General features: G+C 57.7%; 8 protein-coding genes, 1 tRNA gene and 1 pseudogene. 5 read left to right on the top strand and 5 right to left on the bottom strand.

Translation table 11 applies throughout. The annotated features are described in order from the left end of the window. Positions 1-102: 102 nt before the first annotated feature. Positions 103-391: pseudogene (locus ACVMB0_RS01825) on the top strand (IS5/IS1182 family transposase); the annotation flags it as partial. 357 nt (positions 392-748) lie between these two features. Here ACVMB0_RS01825 and ACVMB0_RS01820 read toward each other — a convergent pair. Together ACVMB0_RS01820 and hisN are read right to left on the bottom strand one after the other, a co-directional pair. After that, the gene (locus ACVMB0_RS01820) at positions 749-1,120 is read right to left on the bottom strand and encodes a DeoR family transcriptional regulator (RefSeq protein ID WP_461345133.1); all 372 of its coding nucleotides are present in this window, start codon (positions 1,118-1,120) and stop codon (positions 749-751) included. Positions 1,121-1,259: 139 nt separating this feature from the next. Further along, positions 1,260-2,051: a histidinol-phosphatase gene (gene hisN / locus ACVMB0_RS01815; protein WP_461345132.1), complete on the bottom strand. Its 792-nt coding sequence runs from the start codon at positions 2,049-2,051 to the stop codon at positions 1,260-1,262. A gap of 2,150 nt (positions 2,052-4,201) precedes the next feature. Here hisN and ACVMB0_RS01810 point away from each other — a divergent pair. Then, a complete protein-coding gene (locus ACVMB0_RS01810; protein ID WP_461345131.1) occupies positions 4,202-4,987 on the top strand; it encodes a class I SAM-dependent methyltransferase in 786 nt (261 codons plus the stop codon). A gap of 1,254 nt (positions 4,988-6,241) precedes the next feature. Here ACVMB0_RS01810 and ACVMB0_RS01805 read toward each other — a convergent pair. Further along, positions 6,242-6,317 (bottom strand) — tRNA-Ile (locus ACVMB0_RS01805). An 805-nt stretch (positions 6,318-7,122) separates the two neighbouring features. On the opposite strand from ACVMB0_RS01805, the gene ACVMB0_RS01800 reads away from it, so the two are divergent. From ACVMB0_RS01800 to ACVMB0_RS01790, 3 genes are all read left to right on the top strand, one after another. Continuing rightward, positions 7,123-10,227: an efflux RND transporter permease subunit gene (locus ACVMB0_RS01800; protein ID WP_461345130.1), complete on the top strand. Its 3,105-nt coding sequence runs from the start codon at positions 7,123-7,125 to the stop codon at positions 10,225-10,227. A gap of 812 nt (positions 10,228-11,039) precedes the next feature. Then, positions 11,040-11,765 (top strand): sulfite exporter TauE/SafE family protein, encoded by a 726-nt coding sequence (locus ACVMB0_RS01795; RefSeq protein WP_461345129.1) that lies wholly within the window; start codon positions 11,040-11,042, stop codon positions 11,763-11,765. A 1,374-nt stretch (positions 11,766-13,139) separates the two neighbouring features. Continuing rightward, positions 13,140-14,279 (top strand): MFS transporter, encoded by a 1,140-nt coding sequence (locus tag ACVMB0_RS01790; RefSeq protein WP_461349574.1) that lies wholly within the window; start codon positions 13,140-13,142, stop codon positions 14,277-14,279. A 262-nt stretch (positions 14,280-14,541) separates the two neighbouring features. Here ACVMB0_RS01790 and ACVMB0_RS01785 read toward each other — a convergent pair whose 3' ends face one another. Both ACVMB0_RS01785 and gmd read right to left on the bottom strand, forming a co-directional pair. Then, positions 14,542-15,567 (bottom strand): GDP-L-fucose synthase family protein, encoded by a 1,026-nt coding sequence (locus ACVMB0_RS01785; RefSeq protein ID WP_461345128.1) that lies wholly within the window; start codon positions 15,565-15,567, stop codon positions 14,542-14,544. After that, positions 15,548-16,633 (bottom strand): GDP-mannose 4,6-dehydratase, encoded by a 1,086-nt coding sequence (gene gmd / locus ACVMB0_RS01780; RefSeq protein WP_461345127.1) that lies wholly within the window; start codon positions 16,631-16,633, stop codon positions 15,548-15,550. The genes ACVMB0_RS01785 and gmd overlap by 20 nt, the downstream gene beginning before the upstream one ends. Positions 16,634-17,270: the final 637 nt, after the last annotated feature.

The raw sequence follows: 17,270 nt of genomic DNA, 5'->3' as shown, positions 1-17,270 counted from the left end.
ATGCAACCGATGGAGCGAACATGAGCGACACCGCCCTGAGCTCGGCGCGAGGCCGATTATCCGGACGTCATGCTGGATCAGTAAACGGCCGGCTACGGTCGTAAGAACTGCGAGCGATTGATCTAGCACGATGCGGTGGTCGCGCTGTTCAACAAAGTGGTGGAGATCGCCGATGACCCGGGATGGTTGTCGGGCGAACATTTCAGTGTGGATGGCACGTTGATCTAGGCCTGGGCCGGGCAGAGCAGTTTCAAGGATGACGGCGATGACGAGGGCGGCAGCGACTTCCGCGGACAATCGCGCAGCAGCATGCACGTGCCCACGAGCGATCCGGGCGCGCGGCTGTATCCGCAGAGGCAGCACAGCGCTGCGCTACATCGGACGCGCGCTCCGCTCACTTTTGAGCAATTCGATGGCGGCACAATGGCGCGAGCCGCAAGCGGTCGCCAGAGCCTCGCCGCAGCTCACAACTGGGTTCGTTTCAGATTTTCTTGACAGCACGTGAGTCGCTGGAAGGGGACGGGGCAGGTTGCTATGATGGGTTAGCACATCCGATCAGAATCGATCGTCAGTTCGTCGGTATACACCGTCACCGCACCTCATCGATCTCTCCTCGCCAAGGATACGGCGCAGGTGATCGCCTACTGCGGGAAGGCGACCTTGCGGGCGGATCGTCTGTCCCCACCCAAGATCACCACCCGTTTCCGCTGTATACAATCGCCCGAGGATGTCATGCACTTGGCGGCATTCAGAGAGTTGGTGACGGCAGGAAGGCCTTCCATCTGAGCTGAACGTTGGGCGAGGGTGGTTGTCGCGCCTCGCGTCGAGAAAGATCGTCTAATCGGCCTCGACCATTCCTGCGGCCGCTTTGGCAATCACTCTTTTCTTGCGGGTACGTACGGCAGTGCGCACTTGGTAGGGAGCCTCCTCCCTTGTCCTCCGCAACCGGAACGACTCCGCCGCAGACCCGGCGGAGTCCTCCACTTTCTTCCATCTCCATGAGATCGCGGCGTATCGTTTCGCGCGATACTCCAAAATCTTCCGTCAGCCGATCAACGCTTGGCGTGCCGAACGTTGTCAACATCGATTGAATGTGACGCCGTCGTTCCTCTTGCCACATAGATGCTCCCAGCTTTTAAACTGTTCCATCATCGGCTTCGGGCACGCGATACGACAATAGGCCCGATGCGTCCAACCGACATGATGCTGGCGCCCATCTTTCCACGCAACTGCCCGACTCAGCCGCGCTTCCATCGTTTCTAGAGCAACGGCAGAACTTCGGCGTGGAGTTCTGCCGTGCTTGCAGCGATGACCCGCTTGCCGGAGGTGATCGTGAGCGGCTTGCCCTCCCAGTCGGTGACAATGCCGCCGGCTTCTTCGATCACCGGCACCAGCGCCATGAAATCGTAAGGCTCCATCCGCGTCTCGATGACGAGGTCGATGTGTCCCGATGCAAGCAATCCATAATTGTAGCAGTCGCCGCCGAAGCGACACATCCGGGCAGCTTGGCTGATGCCCAAGATTTGATCGCGTTCTGAGTCTGCAAAATAGAGGGGCGACGTGGTGTAGAAGTTTGCGTCGGCGAGGCGCCGGCAGTCGCGAACTTGGCATTTTGTGCGAATGCCGCTCGAGTTGACAAACCAGCTACCCAGGCCGGTTGCGCCCGTCCAGCGTTCCCGCAATGCGGGCATCTCGACGACGCCAATCTGTGAACGCCCTTGGATAGCGAGCGCGACCAGCGTTCCCCAAAGCGGAGACCCGGAAATGAAGCTGCGCGTGCCATCTATGGGATCAACCACCCACGTAGGCGAATCGAGATCACCCTGGATCCCGTATTCTTCACCGAAAATCGAATGCTCTGGAAATCGAGCGGAAATCGCCTTTCTGATGGCTTCCTCGACACGCCGATCTGCCTCCGTAACGGGGCTCTCGTCATCCTTCGTGTTGATGTCTATCGGCCGCCGAAACCATTCGGTGGCGTGAAAACCTGCGCTTCCAGCGACCTCGAATGCAAAGTCGACCAAATCAGACATCGAGTCTGCACCATCCATGCTGACAACCTCCTGAGCATTAGAGATCCAGCTTAAGGCACAAAAACACATATGGCCATATCGCTTTTGATGCCGTGGCTTCGGTTGTCACGCAGAAACCCAAAAACAAAAAAGGCAATCCCGATTATTGGTCGCATCTCTAACCGGACGGCCACTCCGGCCTACCATCCGGTAATTGATATTGGCTTCGACAGAGAATCCGTTTGGCTGCGTCGGGCAATTATGAGTCGCTGGGACAATTTTCCGACACCTCCGGGGAGGCGCGCAAAACCGTACAATGGTCCGCGATATTGAGCACCTCTTCTCTTCGCGCATGCATGTTCGCCGTCCGAATGGAGCAGCAAGGCTCGGGGCTCGACGCATTACCAGCGCGCTATATGCGTTGCCCGGTGTTTAGCGGCGCGTTCAATCAGAAGAATCGACGGCTACGCGCGCAACCGGGTCTATGCTGCTCCCGAAGCTCTCGCCATCATCAATCGTCCACTCGGCGAAGAACCCATCCTTGCCGAGGTCGATCCAGACGAGCCTGATCCGGATGATTTCTCAGCCGCTCCGAAGCGGCCGCGATCGCGCTACATTCCTGCCCTAGATCTTAATGGTTCGGCCCTGCAAGACGCGGGCGGAGCGAAAAAATCAGCCGAGAGCGTACAGTCGGACGCGGCAGTGGCGACGCCAGAGACGTCGGCGGGTCCGCAGGATATCCGAAATGCGCCTGCTGCGGCGAGACAGGAGATCCGTCTCCAAATCCACCGCGATTGAGACCAATCGGTACGCTCCCCCGACCATCCGCGTGACCTCTTCGTCCCCGATCGGACGATCGTACCGATCGGCGATCCGAGCGTTAGCAATGAACGTGCCGGTCTCGACATCGATACAGGTGACGGTGCCTGGGGCCGCCGGATCTTCCGGTCCTGAGACGATCACGTGGCACTCCCGATAAGGCAGTTTCCGCCTGCAAATGCTTGAATGGGCCGAGGACACGTCGCACTTCCATTTTGGCGCCGGCCAGGCACGTCGCCTGCGGCAAAGTTTCTTCGTGCGCGGGAAAAGCTCTCGCGTGTGCTTCAAAGGTTGGCCGGCGGCGGTGAACGAGTGCCGCGAACGATCGCTACAATTTGAAACGTTCAGGCGAAGGGGGACGCCGGTTCATTTCATCGGAAAGAATCCGTTGCCTGCGAGACCTCGGCTTTGGCTATTTCCCAAGGACTCGTTGAGGAAGACACGAACGAGCATCCCGTCAGGATCGTCGGCGGGCACGGCGTCGATATGAGGACTGGGGATGGACGGCTTATGGCGTTGGTGAGGCAGGGATGCATCCCCGGGGCTGAAGAGTGCGATTGTAGAGGTGGTAGAGAAGCGTTAAGGCCACGGCAGAATTGGACGCGCTTCCGCGGCCAGACGCGCAATCGACGAACGGGCTCGTCAGGTGCGATCTCGGGCTCAGCGAACGAGGATTACAAGTCTGTTGAGCGGAAGTCTGACCTCAGGAAGTACGGCGGGTCGTCCCGTTGTCAGACTGCGAGCGTTCGTTACCGACGCAGTACCGAAGCGCCAAATGGTACGGTGAAGCAGACGTTGCGCTTCTGGTGATCGAAAACGACGCTTTCGATCTCGTTGGACGACGGGATTCGCTCGGACCGGCCTACCAGCCGGATCATGCCGTAGCGCGGCGGAGACCTGACTAAATTGGACGGCGATCGGGATCGAGGCCAAAGTGCCAGATACTCGATGATCAACTGATCGTCGGCATTATGAACATGCTGTTCGACGGCATCATCGCATCATCATCATGTTGGTGATGATCATCGACATACCCGATCATCGGCATCGTCAAGTATCTGCGGTGACCAGCAGCAGGACCAGCAGCAGAGTTGGATCACCCCCCATCGGATACCGGCGCTACTAGCCGCCTGCTGGCCGTGCCAAATTCGGCGCCCATTCTTCGAATTGCACCGTGTCAATCTTGCACTTTGCTGGATTTGGTAGTCGCAGCAGCCGCAAATCAGTTGTTCTTATGGTCCGAAATCGAGTCGCTCTTACCTGTCTCATAGAATGCTTTTTCAAAGCTACGCTTTTCACAGGATCGATGAGCTAATTTCGTGGGGATCGGCGAGAGCAATGGATTTTGTGTAGTCAAGAGGAATGACGCGATGAAAGAAACGGTTGATCATCGCCTATTGGCAGCAATTGATCGGTTAGCAAAATCTTCCAGAGAGGTAGCCAAAGCTTTGTCGACAATGCTGAGCAAGCAGGACATTGCAAATGAACACCTGCGCAAACTTGTAACCGCTGCGGAAATGTACGGGTTACCTAGAACAAATCATAGCTTGTTTCGTACTTTGTCTGTGATTGCGCAGGAACGAACCATTGAGATTATCCGCACAGAAATGGCTGACGCTGTGTTTTTTATCGATCATGATGAGTTCAGGTTTGATGCCTTGTCAAAAGCGGGTGCGGGTGTTGCCCTCGAGTTCGGCGTCTATAGCGGTTACACCATCAGCACCATGGCCGAGCGATTTTTGGAGCGGAAGTTTTATGGCTTCGATAGCTTTAATGGGCTGCCGGAGCGCTGGAATGGGTACCTTCCAGTGGACTTCGATCGTGGAGGCAAGGTGCCTGACGTTCCGAAGAACGTAGAGCTTATTGTTGGTCTGTTTGATGAGACGATACCGGTGTTCGCTCAGCGCAAGCTGCCCATTGCGTTCATCCACGTCGATTGCGACATATATTCAAGCACAAGAAGTATCTTTACGGGACTCAAGTCTCAGATTCGGCCCGGATGCGTTATCGTGTTTGACGAATACTTCAACTACGTAGGGTTCGAGAAGCACGAAAGATTAGCTTTCGACGAATTCATCCGTGAGACCAACTATGGTGTTAATTGGATATCGTATTCGGGGCAACAGGCCGCTTGTGTACTGACGACGGGTGCGTAGTGCCTACAGTCGAGCCGCAGAATGCGTGATCGGTGCGGCAATCGTCACATTAGCCTTCAATCTTGTATGGATTGAATTTGGCAATCAACAATTTCACTCATTGATACTACTTGTCGCCATAAGGCCGGTGCAGGGAGCGGCAGCGGCATGTTTTTACGCTCGTCAATGGCCATTGTGTCGTCTGTGGGAAAGCCCTCAAGTAGAAACGTGTTGGAACGCTCTGCTTACCAGATTACTGGCTATTCCGTGGAGACGTTCATTTTAATCTTGGCGCGAGCGGACATATTGCCGGCGCGATCAATCCTGCATCCAAGAACAGGAGAAGCTATTGGCTGTCGGCCAATCGAAGCGATGAGCCGCAGACCTGGCTCGCCCATGCGGAGGAGAAGCCGGAGAGCTGGTGGAACAACTGGATGGGGTGGCGTAAGTCCTGGACGGAGGAGCGTTGGCTGCACGCTCCCAACTTGGGAGTAACCTCTATCCTCCGGGCGAGCCGGCGCCCGGCAGATACGTGAAGGCCAAAGCCAGCTAATCATATCGATGGTGGCTCAAGAATAATGCGGAACCGGCCGATGGGCCAAGGGGGGAATGATCGCAATCGGCATGATCACGATCGCCCGCGCGGTGGGTAATATGATCGGCGCCGATCATGCCACATGTCGGGATGACATGCCGGTGCCACCGAGCAGCAGCATCTGCATGTCGAGCGGGCTGAGAGGGGACCGCAGCGGACTAGGGAGCCTGATCGACGTGTCGACGAAGCCGCTGTCGTTCGGTGGGCGCCCGCAAGAAGTCCACTGCTTGCCATCAAGTTTGGCGGCTTTAGCCAAAGGCATTCGGCGAGGCGGCGGCGGGCCATTGATCCGGGGCGTTCGCTGGTTTGCAGCAGCACAGACAGGGCCGGTGCGATCATGCGATGAGGGTCCTGTGGCGCGCAGGAGCCACATCGGGATGATGTGTTCGCGCGCACGGGCCGACTTGCCAGCCGCCGTGCCGTAGGAGACGCAGTTCGACCAGCCCGGATCACCGGCTGTTGTGCCACGTCGACCAGCAGGTTTCATAAAGCAGATTTCCTGGAGGCATTACCCTCGGCTGTCTCAAGCTTAAAAATCGGCGAAAAAAGGCGGGAAATTCGGCCGTCGTCTCAGTGACAAGTCCTTCTTAGAACGAAATCGAGCCGCCGCTCCAAAGAGAGCAAATCGAGTCGTTCTAAATGTGTCTCGCATGTTATTATTGTTGTGTTGTTGACGAAATTGGTGGGCCCGGCAGGACTCGAACCTGCAACCAAACCGTTATGAGCGGTTGGCTCTAACCATTGAGCTACAGGCCCCGCTACAAGGGACGGCGGCGCAGCGTGCTGGCATCGTTACAGCTTGTCTGCCGCTCCCGCAAGGTTCGGTCATGCTTTAGCGCCCGCGCGTCGGACTTCTCCGCAGACGTTCCTTTCACGTTCTGTAGCTCGAAGCGTGAATTCGGTCCGAAGGCCTGCTTTGGTGCAGTTATCATGTCCTTATGAAGGCGCGCGACGTGCGTAGAATCAGCAGGCCGCGCCGGCGCGGAGTCAAAAGATAGGGTTTTCCAACCCGGCGAGCTTTTCACTGGTGTTGAGGGGGGCGATGAGGCTTCAGCGTTCCGTTTTGACAAAACCTTGGTATAGGTTTGACAGCCCATCCTATATTACCCACTCACCTTTGTAGAGTTGAGCATCCGTCAGATCGTTTCTACTTTCGACACCGAAGCCGGATCATTCGAACGAGCGATCGAAGCGAAGCCTTGAGCTGGCTTGAATCCTTGCTGGAGGTCGTTGCGTTCCATCAAGGTCTGAGCATGAAACTGCATGGAAACAGGTGAGCCCAATTCCACGTCTTGAGGCGGCCCGCCGGCTGCTTAGGCGCAAAAAAGACATGGATGTTTAACTTGGGAAGTGCTCCCGCAATTCGAGGTCGCGGTCAGTGATGAGAAGGGTAGGTCCGATGTTCATCCCAGCAACCACGATGTAACAAGCGCAGGACTGAGCTCCCTGCTTGGGAGCGTGTGCCTTTGGATCGGGCGTTTCCAGTTCCCAAATTTTACGCGCATTAGCCGCGGGCAGCATGACCTGCTCGCGATTTGCGTTACCTTGAATGCGAGTCGAGATGGCATTTACCGAACTTTTCATCAAACGCCAGGTGTTGTCTGTCGTCCTCAGTCTCCTGATCCTGCTGATCGGACTTCGCGCGGCTACCGTTCTGCCGATCCGGCAGTATCCCAAGCTGTCCAATACGGTCGTCAATATCACGACTTCCTATCCTGGCGCCTCCGCCGACATGATCCAGGGGTTCATAACCGCTCCGCTGGAGCAGGCCGTCGCTTCCGCCGAGGGCGTCGACTACATCACTTCCTCATCGGTACTCGGTACGTCGACGATCGAAGTCTACGTAAAGCTGAATTTCGATCCCAACGAGGCGCTCACCGAGGTGCTTTCTAAGGTCAACTCAATCAAATATTTAATCCCGAAGGAATCAAACGATCCAGTCGTCACCAAGGCAACGGGTCAGGCCACCGCTGTCATGTATATCGCTTTCTCCAGCGAGGAACTGACGGCCAGCGCGATTTCCGACTATCTCTCGCGCGTCGTGCAACCGGTTATGTCAACCGTTGACGGCGTCGCCGCGGCAGACATCCTGGGCGGCCAAAGTTTTGCGATGCGGCTATGGCTCGATACGGCGAAAATGGCAGGGCGCGGCGTCTCGCCGGCTGATGTTTCGGCTGCAATCGCCGCCAATAACTTCCAGGCGGCGGCCGGCCAGACCAAGGGATATTTCACTATCTCCGACGTCACGGCAAATACCGACCTACGGAGTGTGGATGACTTCAAGCGCATGACCGTTAAAGCCAATGATGGTGGCTTTGTGCGCATTGAAGACATCGCGACAGTTGAGCTTGCCGCACAGACGACTGACGTTAGTGCCGTCATGAACGGCGAGCACGCGGTCGTCATCGGCGTGCAGGCGGGTCCACAAGGCAATCCGCTGAACATAGTACGAGGTGTTCGCGCGCTGTTTCCAGAAATGGAGCGCAACCTGCCGCCATCGCTCAAGATGAAAGTGGCCTACGATTCAACGAAATTCATCCAATCGTCGATCGATGAAGTCGAGAAGACCCTCATCGAGGCCATCGCGATCGTGGTGGTGGTGATCTTCCTGTTCCTGGCCTCGCTGCGATCGGTCATCATTCCCGTCGTCACCATTCCGCTGTCGCTCGTTGGCGTCTGCAGCTTGATGCTGGCGCTGGGGTTCTCATTTAACCTCCTGACCCTCCTTGCGATGGTGCTCGCGATAGGTCTTGTGGTCGACGACGCGATCGTCGTGGTGGAGAACGTCCATCGTCATCTAGAGGACGGGGCGCCGCCCCTGCAGGCCGCCGCGAGGGGAGCGCGCGAGATCGTGGTCCCCGTTGTCTCCATGACGATTACGTTGGCGGCCGTATACGCTCCCATCGGCTTTCTCGGTGGCCTCACCGGTGCGCTGTTCCGCGAGTTCGCGTTCACGCTGGCCGGGGCGGTGATCGTGTCTGGCGTGATCGCTTTGACGCTGTCGCCGATGATGTGCTCGGTCTTTCTAAAGAGCGCCGAGGAGGGGCGGTTTGCAAGATTCGCGAAACGCGTGTTCGCTGCTATGACACGCTGGTACGGCCGCAAGCTTGATCGCTCGCTCGACTATCGCCCAATTACCTGGCTGTTTGCGCTGACCATGCTGGGCCTTGCCGGCTTTTTCTATGCGCATACCTCTAAGGAACTTGCACCCGAGGAGGATCAAGGTATCGTATTCGCACTCACGAAGGCGCCGAAATATGCCAATATCGACTATCTCGACTATTACGGTGCCAAGCTCGAAAAGGCATTCCGAAAGTTTTCCGAGACCGATTTGAGCTTCGTGCTCAACGGTAGTGGCGGCTCCCAATCAGGCATGGCCGGAATGTTGCTGAAGCCATGGGACGAGCGCAAGCGATCATCGATCGTGCTTAGGTCCCTTGTTCAAGCCGAGCTGTCGAAAATCGAAGGCATTAACGCATTTGCTTTTAGCTTACCGGCGCTTCCGGGCGGATCGGACGGCCTGCCCGTTCAGATGGTGATCAATTCGACGCTTGGCTTCCAATCCGTCTATGAGCAGATGTCGAAACTGAAGGACGCCGCGCGCAAGAGCGGTCTGTTCATGGTTAGCGACTCTGACCTCGAGTTCAACCAGCCCGTCGTGCGGATCAAGGTCGATCGGTCCAAGGCCAACGATCTTGGCGTCACCATGCAGAATATCGGCGACGCGCTGGCCACCCTACTTGGCGGAAACTACATCAATCGCTTCAATCTGCAGGGCCGCTCCTACCAGGTGATCCCGCAGGTGCCGCGCGAGAAACGCATGGCCCCGGAAGCGATTGGGAACTATTATGTAAAGACTGCGACGGGCTCGATGCTTCCGCTATCTACCGTCGTCTCGGTGGAGACTGCGACTGATCCGAACGCGCTCACCCACTACAACCAGCTCAACTGCGCGACCTTTCAGGCCGTGCCGATGCCTGGGGTCACGATCGGTCAAGCCGTCGACTTCCTGGAAGCAGAGGCAAAGAAGCTGCCGGCGGGTTTCAGCCACGACTTCCTTGCCGATGCGCGGCAATATGTGCACGAGGGCGACCAACTTGCCATCACCTTCGCATTTGCACTGGTCGTCATATTCTTGGTGCTTGCGGCGCAGTTCGAAAGTCTGCGCGATCCCCTCATTATTATGATCAGTGTACCCATGGCAATTGTCGGCGCCTTGATACCACTATTCTTTGGCTGGGCGACGATGAACATCTACACTCAGGTCGGGCTGCTGACGCTGGTCGGTTTAATTTCCAAGCACGGGATCCTGATGGTTGAGTTCGCCAACGAGCTGCAGCTCAAGGAGAGACTAGACCGTCGCTCGGCGATAGAGATGGCGGCTCGCGTCCGACTTCGTCCAATCTTGATGACGACGGCGGCGATGGTCACTGGCGTGGTACCTTTGTTGGCGGCAACAGGAGCTGGCGCCGCGAGCCGCTTCTCAATTGGGCTGGTGCTCGTCGCGGGCATGTCTATCGGCACGCTGTTCACGCTCTTCGTCCTGCCGGCAGTCTATGTCGCGATCGCCTCCGATCACCGTGCCGATGCGAGTGTCGGTCAGGCGAAGAAGGGCCCTAAGTTCGACCTCACCAGCGCTGCCGAGGCCCAGCCGGCCGAGCAATGACGCCAGGATCAGGCCGGATCGACCGATTGGGGCTCTACGATAGGTACGCTTCTTGCACAACGTGGTGATCTGATGCGCCCTGAAACTCGCGACGGGACCGAAGGATGATCGCTCGCGTGGTGCTCTTGTCGACCTATCGTTAACCCGCGGCAAAGGACTACCTCATAGAAGGGAAAGAAGATCATCTCGAGCTATCGGCGTGGTGAACGGGGGAGCCTTAGGAGAGGCGTAACGCTCCGTTTCATCGAGATCTTCGCGCCATTGCTGCCGAGGTTGGTGCGTATCGGGCGCTTGAAGAACACATCAGCAATCCGATGCTGTTTCGCCACGATGAATTGCCGCACATTCACCGCAGCCGAACGCCGGCTCACCGCCAGGCGCGGAGCGAATTAATGTGTTCTCGAGCAAAAGCAGCTTTCGCATCGTCCAAATTGCGATGATAGAAAAATTTACTTGCTCTCATCCGATCGCGTTTGAATTGCTAGCTGAAATAGACAAACTCCAGTCTGATCCGCCTCAAGTGCTGCCGATAAGGGAAATTCTGTGGGGTTGGAGAACTGGTTGTCCGCACTTATACGGATGCCGACGCAGTTGAGGTTTCGATACGAAACCCATTGGTGGAGCAATCAGAGGCCCATGCTGAGTGATGTAGTTAGGTAGCGGGAAGTACCGCGCCACTTTCTGTTGCACAACTGCAGCCCATAACAGGGAGCAGATGTAGAAGCTACGCACTTGACCACGGTCATCGCCATTATCAAGACGGCCGCATTTCGTAAGCGAGTGGTCAGAATCTTTCGCAATCTTGAAGACCAATGTTTACGTCTGATTCCCTGGCGGGATTGGGCGCCCTCCGGCGTGAGAAAGTTAAGGAAATGCCTGGGTTTGATGCTTCTATCTGGTTCCTGGCCGCAACGACGTGTTTTGCGGCTTTCGTAAACGGAGCCATCGGCTACGGTTTTTCGTCGCTCACTGTGCCGCTTGCGCTGGTTTTCTACACCAATCGCATTCTCAATCCTGCCATTGTCATCGTCGAAGTCTTCGTCAACGTTTACGTGCTCGTCATCAATCTGAAGGGCGTACCGGCGGTTTGGAGGCGCGTGTTTCCTATCTTGGTTGGACTGTTGCCGGGCATTGCGCTTGGCGGCTATGCATTGGCTTCACTGCAGCCCGGCTGGATCAAATTAGCCACCTTCACGATCATTCTACCTTTGATCCTGCTGCAAGCGGCCGGTTGGCGCCGCCCTATCGAGGCAAGCTGGCTGATCGGTCTGCCATTCGGATCGATGCTGGGCATCCTCTATTCGGTGACGACTATCTCCGGCCCGCCCTTGGCGATGCTGTTTAATAATCAGGGCCTGATTAAAAACGAATTTCGCGCCGGCCTTGCCCTGGTACGCGTGGCGGAATCGAGCGTGACCGCGTTCGTCTATCACAAGCTCGGTCTGTTCATTTCTCGAAAGCGGCGCTCTTCTCCATGTCTTGGTACCCAGCGTTGTATTCGGCATCCCGCTGGGATCCTACGTCATTCGCCGACTTGATCCGGAGATATTTCGACGCATCTGCATGAGCTTTGATGCTTGGATCGTGGGCTTCGGTTTGTCACGGGCTCTGATCGAGCTCAATCTAATGCAGAGCGCATGGGCGTATAGCGTGATGGCCGCGACGATATTAATCGATCTTTGGTTACTATACTCGTTCCTTACCAGCGCCGTTCGAGCTGGTCAGAGCGGCAACCTCGGCAAGTCGCGGGTATAAGCGCTTGAACAATGCCAGCGGGCGCCTTTATGTCGAAGGCACCTGTCCTGGACCCGGCCAAGCGATCGCAGAGCCAATTGAATTGATGTCGTCGCGGGACCGCGCGGCCCCTTTCGGTGTCGACGAGAACGATATGGACATCCAGCTGATTGCTCCAAAGACAACCCAGCCCACGGGCCAGATATCCAATATCAGAGGAAAAGCCCAGAACGTTTGGAGCTGATGTTCTCGCCGTTCGACCCGAAATGGTGGTGATCTTCGTCAGTGCACACTAAGACCCGATCACCCGAAATACGAAGACATTTGGCACGGCGTAGGGAATCACCAGCCTGAAGTTGGGAATAAATGGGATCTCGCAAGTGTTGGACCGGCATTGACGGCTTGCGCGCGACCGCCGTCCCATCGGTCATCACCTTTCACTACGGCTCAATCGTCCCCCGCCGCTTTATCGGCAGAGATGTCGTTTTCGTCATCAGCGGGACTTAATTGCGTCCCGGCTCGTCCGCGAGATCCCCGCGCGCACGTTCAGCCTGCTCAGCTTCTAGCATCGTCGCATTCGGCGCAATCTGTCCTAGATAACGAGATGGCAGTTCGCTGAGCTCATTGGGCTGACGGAAGCGCTTGCGGAGAAGCCAGACGCAAAGCCCGAGGCCTCGCGCACACCGCACGAATGAAGGGGCCTTGGCCTCCGCGACCGTGCCGAATAAAGCTAGGTGTTGATCTGGAAAGCCCGCGCTAGTGACGCTCGTTGTATTGATCTTGCAACGCAGTGTCGTTGCTTATGATGAGAGCTTCCGGATTGGCTAAAAGTTATGTCATAAAAACTGACGACCGTGTTCGAGGTGAATCAGTGCATGGAAGGGCGCGTTGGGCTTTGTATGTTTTCCGACAGGGATTCCTTGAGCTTTGCGCTCCCGACCGTCGTTGCCAGCAAAGACGATTGTCACTTTAGGGCTTGTCCCAGAAAGATGGCGCGACGCGCCGGACGGTGCTCGACAATCACGCTCCTTAGGCGTTCTCGCGCCAGGACCTGGGCCCCGTTTCACGACGGCATAGCATTTGCAGAGCTGAGGATTGTCAACTTGAGGCCGCCATCATCGAGCTTCACCGGATGAGGGGAGCCGCGCTCGCGAGCCGTCCTCTCAGGAGTGCCTGTGATACCATCTGCCAACTGGTCTGCGGGCCTGCTCGGGACGCGGCTCGCATTTTTTGTGGCCGGCTTCGGCCTCGCGGCCTGGGCGCCCTTGGTGCCGCTCGCGAAGGAGCGGCTCGAGGTGGATAACCGCGTGCTTGGTCTTCTGCTACTCTGTCTCGGAGCGGGGTCCGTCATCGCTATGCTTTTGACCAGTGTGTCGAATGCGCGCTACGGCAGCAAGCCCATCATTATCGCGAGTGGGCTTGGCATCGCGCTCATCCTGCCGTGGCTTGCAGTTGCCGGCACACCTCTCAGCCTCGGTGCCATGCTGTTTGCTTTCGGTGTTTCACTTGGTTCGATCGATGTAGCCATGAATATTCATGCGATCGAATTGGAGCACGCCGCTGGACGTCCATTGATGTCCGGCTTCCACGCCCAGTACAGCATTGGCGAATTCACCGGCTCTGCCGCGGTGACCACGGTTCTTTCGCTGCAGTGTGGCCCGCTTATCTCGACGTTAGTCTGTTCGGCCTTAATGATGATCGCGGTTTTATCAGCTTGGCCGCGGTTGCTCGCCATGGGTTCGAGACGGCAGGAGCCGTTGTTTGTCTTGCCCAATCGCGGTGTTTTGCTAGTAGCCGTACTCGCGGCTATCACCTTTCTCGTCGAAGGTGCAATGCTTGATTGGAGCGCTTTGCTTCTCGTTGGGCAAGGCCTGCTCGCAGAGGCCCAGGGCGGCCTTGGTTGTATGCTCTTCTCAATTGCGATGGCTGCAGGCCGTCTCAGCGGAGATACCATGGTAGCTCGACTCGGCGACCGTACCATGTTGATGCTCGGGACCGTGCCAATCTTGATCGGCTTCTTGGCCGTGGTGGCCGCGCCGATTGCGTTGATTGCCATGGCGGGGTTCGTGCTCATTGGATTGGGTGTTTCAAATGTTGTACCCGTACTGTGTCGACGCGCCGGCAAGCAGAAAGTGATGCCCGTAGGCGTTGCGATTGCGGTCATCACTACAGCAGGGTATGCTGGTCTACTGGTCGGTCCCGCCAGCATCGGGCTCGTCGCACACATGGTCGGCTTGCCGTTGGCGTTCGCGATGTTAGGTGTGCTCATGTGCATCGCGACGCTGTCGGCGCGGATGGTGATGGCAGAGTCTCTCTAAGCGTCGGCCCAGAGGGAATGGCGCCGCGCGTCGAGCTAATGGCCGGTCGCAAGGCGGCGTTCGTGCCGAGCGTCGATAGCTCGCAACTTGATCGGCGTAGAACAGCACGTCGATCATGCCTCCGTCCCTGCAAGTCGGCTGGCTGAGCCGTGGCTTTGGCACAACAGGGGCACTCGGTGCTGGGCGTCCCACCGAGCGTCGTTGTTAACGAACTGGGTTGGCTGTGCGGCGAGTTGATTATCTGCGTGAGCGGCTAGCGCGGCTATGTTGGGACATTTACCGCCGAGTAATTCTTGGATCGGCCCTGCGCCCGCTTGTCGGGACATTCGGTTACTCTAGCCGTCCATCTGCTGTCGGCGAGATACGCCCGATACGCCAACTGAATGCCCTCCTGCAGTGAGGTCTGGGCGCGCCAGCCGAGCCTGCCCAGTCGGCTGACGTCGAGCAACTTGCGCGGCGTGCCGTCGGGGCGCGAGGTGTCGAAGCTGATCTCGCCGCGAAAGCCGATGGCGGCTGCGACCATGAGTGCGAAGTCTGCGATGGTGATGTCCTCGCCGGTGCCGATGTTGACCAGCTCCGGCGAGGAGTAAGTCTTCATCAGATGGATGCAGGCGTCGGCGAGATCGTCGACATAGAGGAATTCGCGGCGCGGCGTGCCGGTGCCCCACACCACGACATTGCCGGCACCTGACACCTTGGCCTCATGGAAGCGGCGGATCAGCGCGGCGACGACGTGGCTGTATTCGGGGTGATAATTGTCGCCGGGACCATAGAGATTGGTCGGCATCACGCTGATGAAGTCCGAACCATACTGGCTGCGATAGGCCTCGGCCATCTTGATGCCCGCGATCTTGGCGATCGCGTAGGGCTCGTTGGTCGGCTCGAGCAGGCCGGTCAGCATCGAATCCTCGCGCAGCGGCTGCGGCGCGAGGCGCGGATAGATGCAGGACGAGCCGAAGAACATCAGCTTCTCGCAGCCATTGGCGTGCGCCGCCTGGATCACATTGGTTGCGATCGCCAGATTGTCGTAGAGGAACTCGGCCCGCAGCGTGTTATTGGCGACGATGCCGCCGACCTTGGCGGCGGCGAGGAACACGGCCTGCGGCCGCTTCGCGGCAAACCAGCCATTGACCGCGGCCTGGTCGCGCAGATCGACCTCGCTGCGCGACACCGTGAAGAGATCGGCCTGTTCGCGCGCCAGCCTGCGCAGCAGCGCCGAGCCGACCATGCCGCGATGGCCGGCGACGAAAACTGTCTTGCCCTTCAGTTCAAACGCCGTGCTTGCCATTGGCTGCATCCTGCCTGGCCTCGACGAGATCGCTTGCGACCATTTCCTTCACCAGTTGCGCGAACGGCGTCTTCGGCGCCCAGCCGAGCTTGGCGCGCGCCTTGCTCGCATCACCGATCAGAAGATCCACCTCGGTCGGCCGGAAATAGGTCAGGTCGATCTGCACCAGGGTGCTACCGGACGCCTTGTCGACACCGACCTCCTCGACGCCCTTGCCGCGCCATTCGATGCTGCGGCCGACCTCCGCAAACGCCAACTCGACGAATTCGCGGACCGAACGCGTCTCGCCGGTCGCGAGCACGAAGTCGCCGGGCTCGTCCGCCTGCAGGATCCTGTACATGCCCTCGACATAGTCGCGAGCGTGGCCCCAGTCGCGCTTGGCATCGAGATTGCCGAGATAGAGCTTGTTCTCCAGGCCGACCTCGATGCGGGCGACCGCGCGCGTGATCTTGCGCGTCACGAACGTCTCGCCGCGGATCGGGCTCTCATGGTTGAACAGGATGCCGTTGCTGGCGAACATGCCATAGGCCTCGCGGTAGTTCACCGTGATCCAGTAGCCGTAGAGCTTGGCGACGCCGTAGGGCGAGCGCGGATAGAACGGCGTGGTCTCCTTCTGCGGGACCTCCTGCACGAGCCCGTAAAGCTCCGAGGTCGAGGCCTGATAGAACCGGGTCTCCTTTTCCATGCCGAGGATGCGGATCGCCTCCAGAAGGCGCAGCACGCCGATGGCATCGGCATTGGCGGTGTATTCCGGGCTCTCGAAACTGACCTGGACGTGGCTCTGGGCGGCCAGATTGTAGATCTCGGTCGGCCGGATCTGCTGCACCAGCCGGATCAGATTGGTCGAATCCGTCATGTCTCCGTAGTGCATCAGGAACGGCACGTTGCCGGCATGCGGGTCCCGGTAGAGATGGTCGACACGCGCGGTGTTGAACGAGGACGAGCGGCGCTTGATCCCGTGCACGGTATAGCCGAGCCCGAGCAGATATTCGGCGAGATACGCGCCGTCCTGCCCGGTCACGCCGGTGATCAGCGCAACGCGCCGCTTTGAGTCCTGAGCCGCCATGGTCTCTCTTAGCTGCGCTGGAAAGAAAGCTTCCCTTCGAATCGTCCTTTGCGAGACGGGCTTCTCGAGAAATCCGCCGGCGCACTTCACTGGCAATCAGAGGAAACCTATCTTTAGATCTAGTCATACACATCGTGCAGGATTGCACACTATATACATTGATTTATATCGTGCTGGAGGGGGAATACCATCGAGCTTCAAAACGAAAGCCAACGTCGGTTATGTGCAAACGTCAATGAGATAGGCCGAAGTCTGTGTCCTCTATCTTTCATTGGGCGCATGCGTGCATTCGCTCGGTGTAACCATGGCGCAAGAGGGTGACTTGCTGAAGCCGCGGTAGTCGATGCATTCGTCTGAACTCTGGCACGTAAGCAAGAGCACGGCGAGCCTGCGCATGAATAACGATTGCCCAACAAAATGCCCCGATCCTTCTTCTGAACGGAACTTGTAGCCTGAGCGGCAGGATCATCGACGACGATCATCGCTTTTCTGCTGGTGGCCCGCTCGCGTCAGCGGCGGATGGTTGACGCAAGCACGAAATGTGAGAACGCAGCAAACGTTGGTATAGTTCTTCGAACAAGTTCGATATCGAAAGCTTACGTCCGTACAATGGAGCTTCGGTACCAATCGTCTAGTC

This window comes from Bradyrhizobium sp. USDA 4451 (assembly GCF_054822585.1).
Note: the sequence above shows the minus strand (reverse complement) of the source record. Positions and strands in the feature narration are given on the sequence as shown.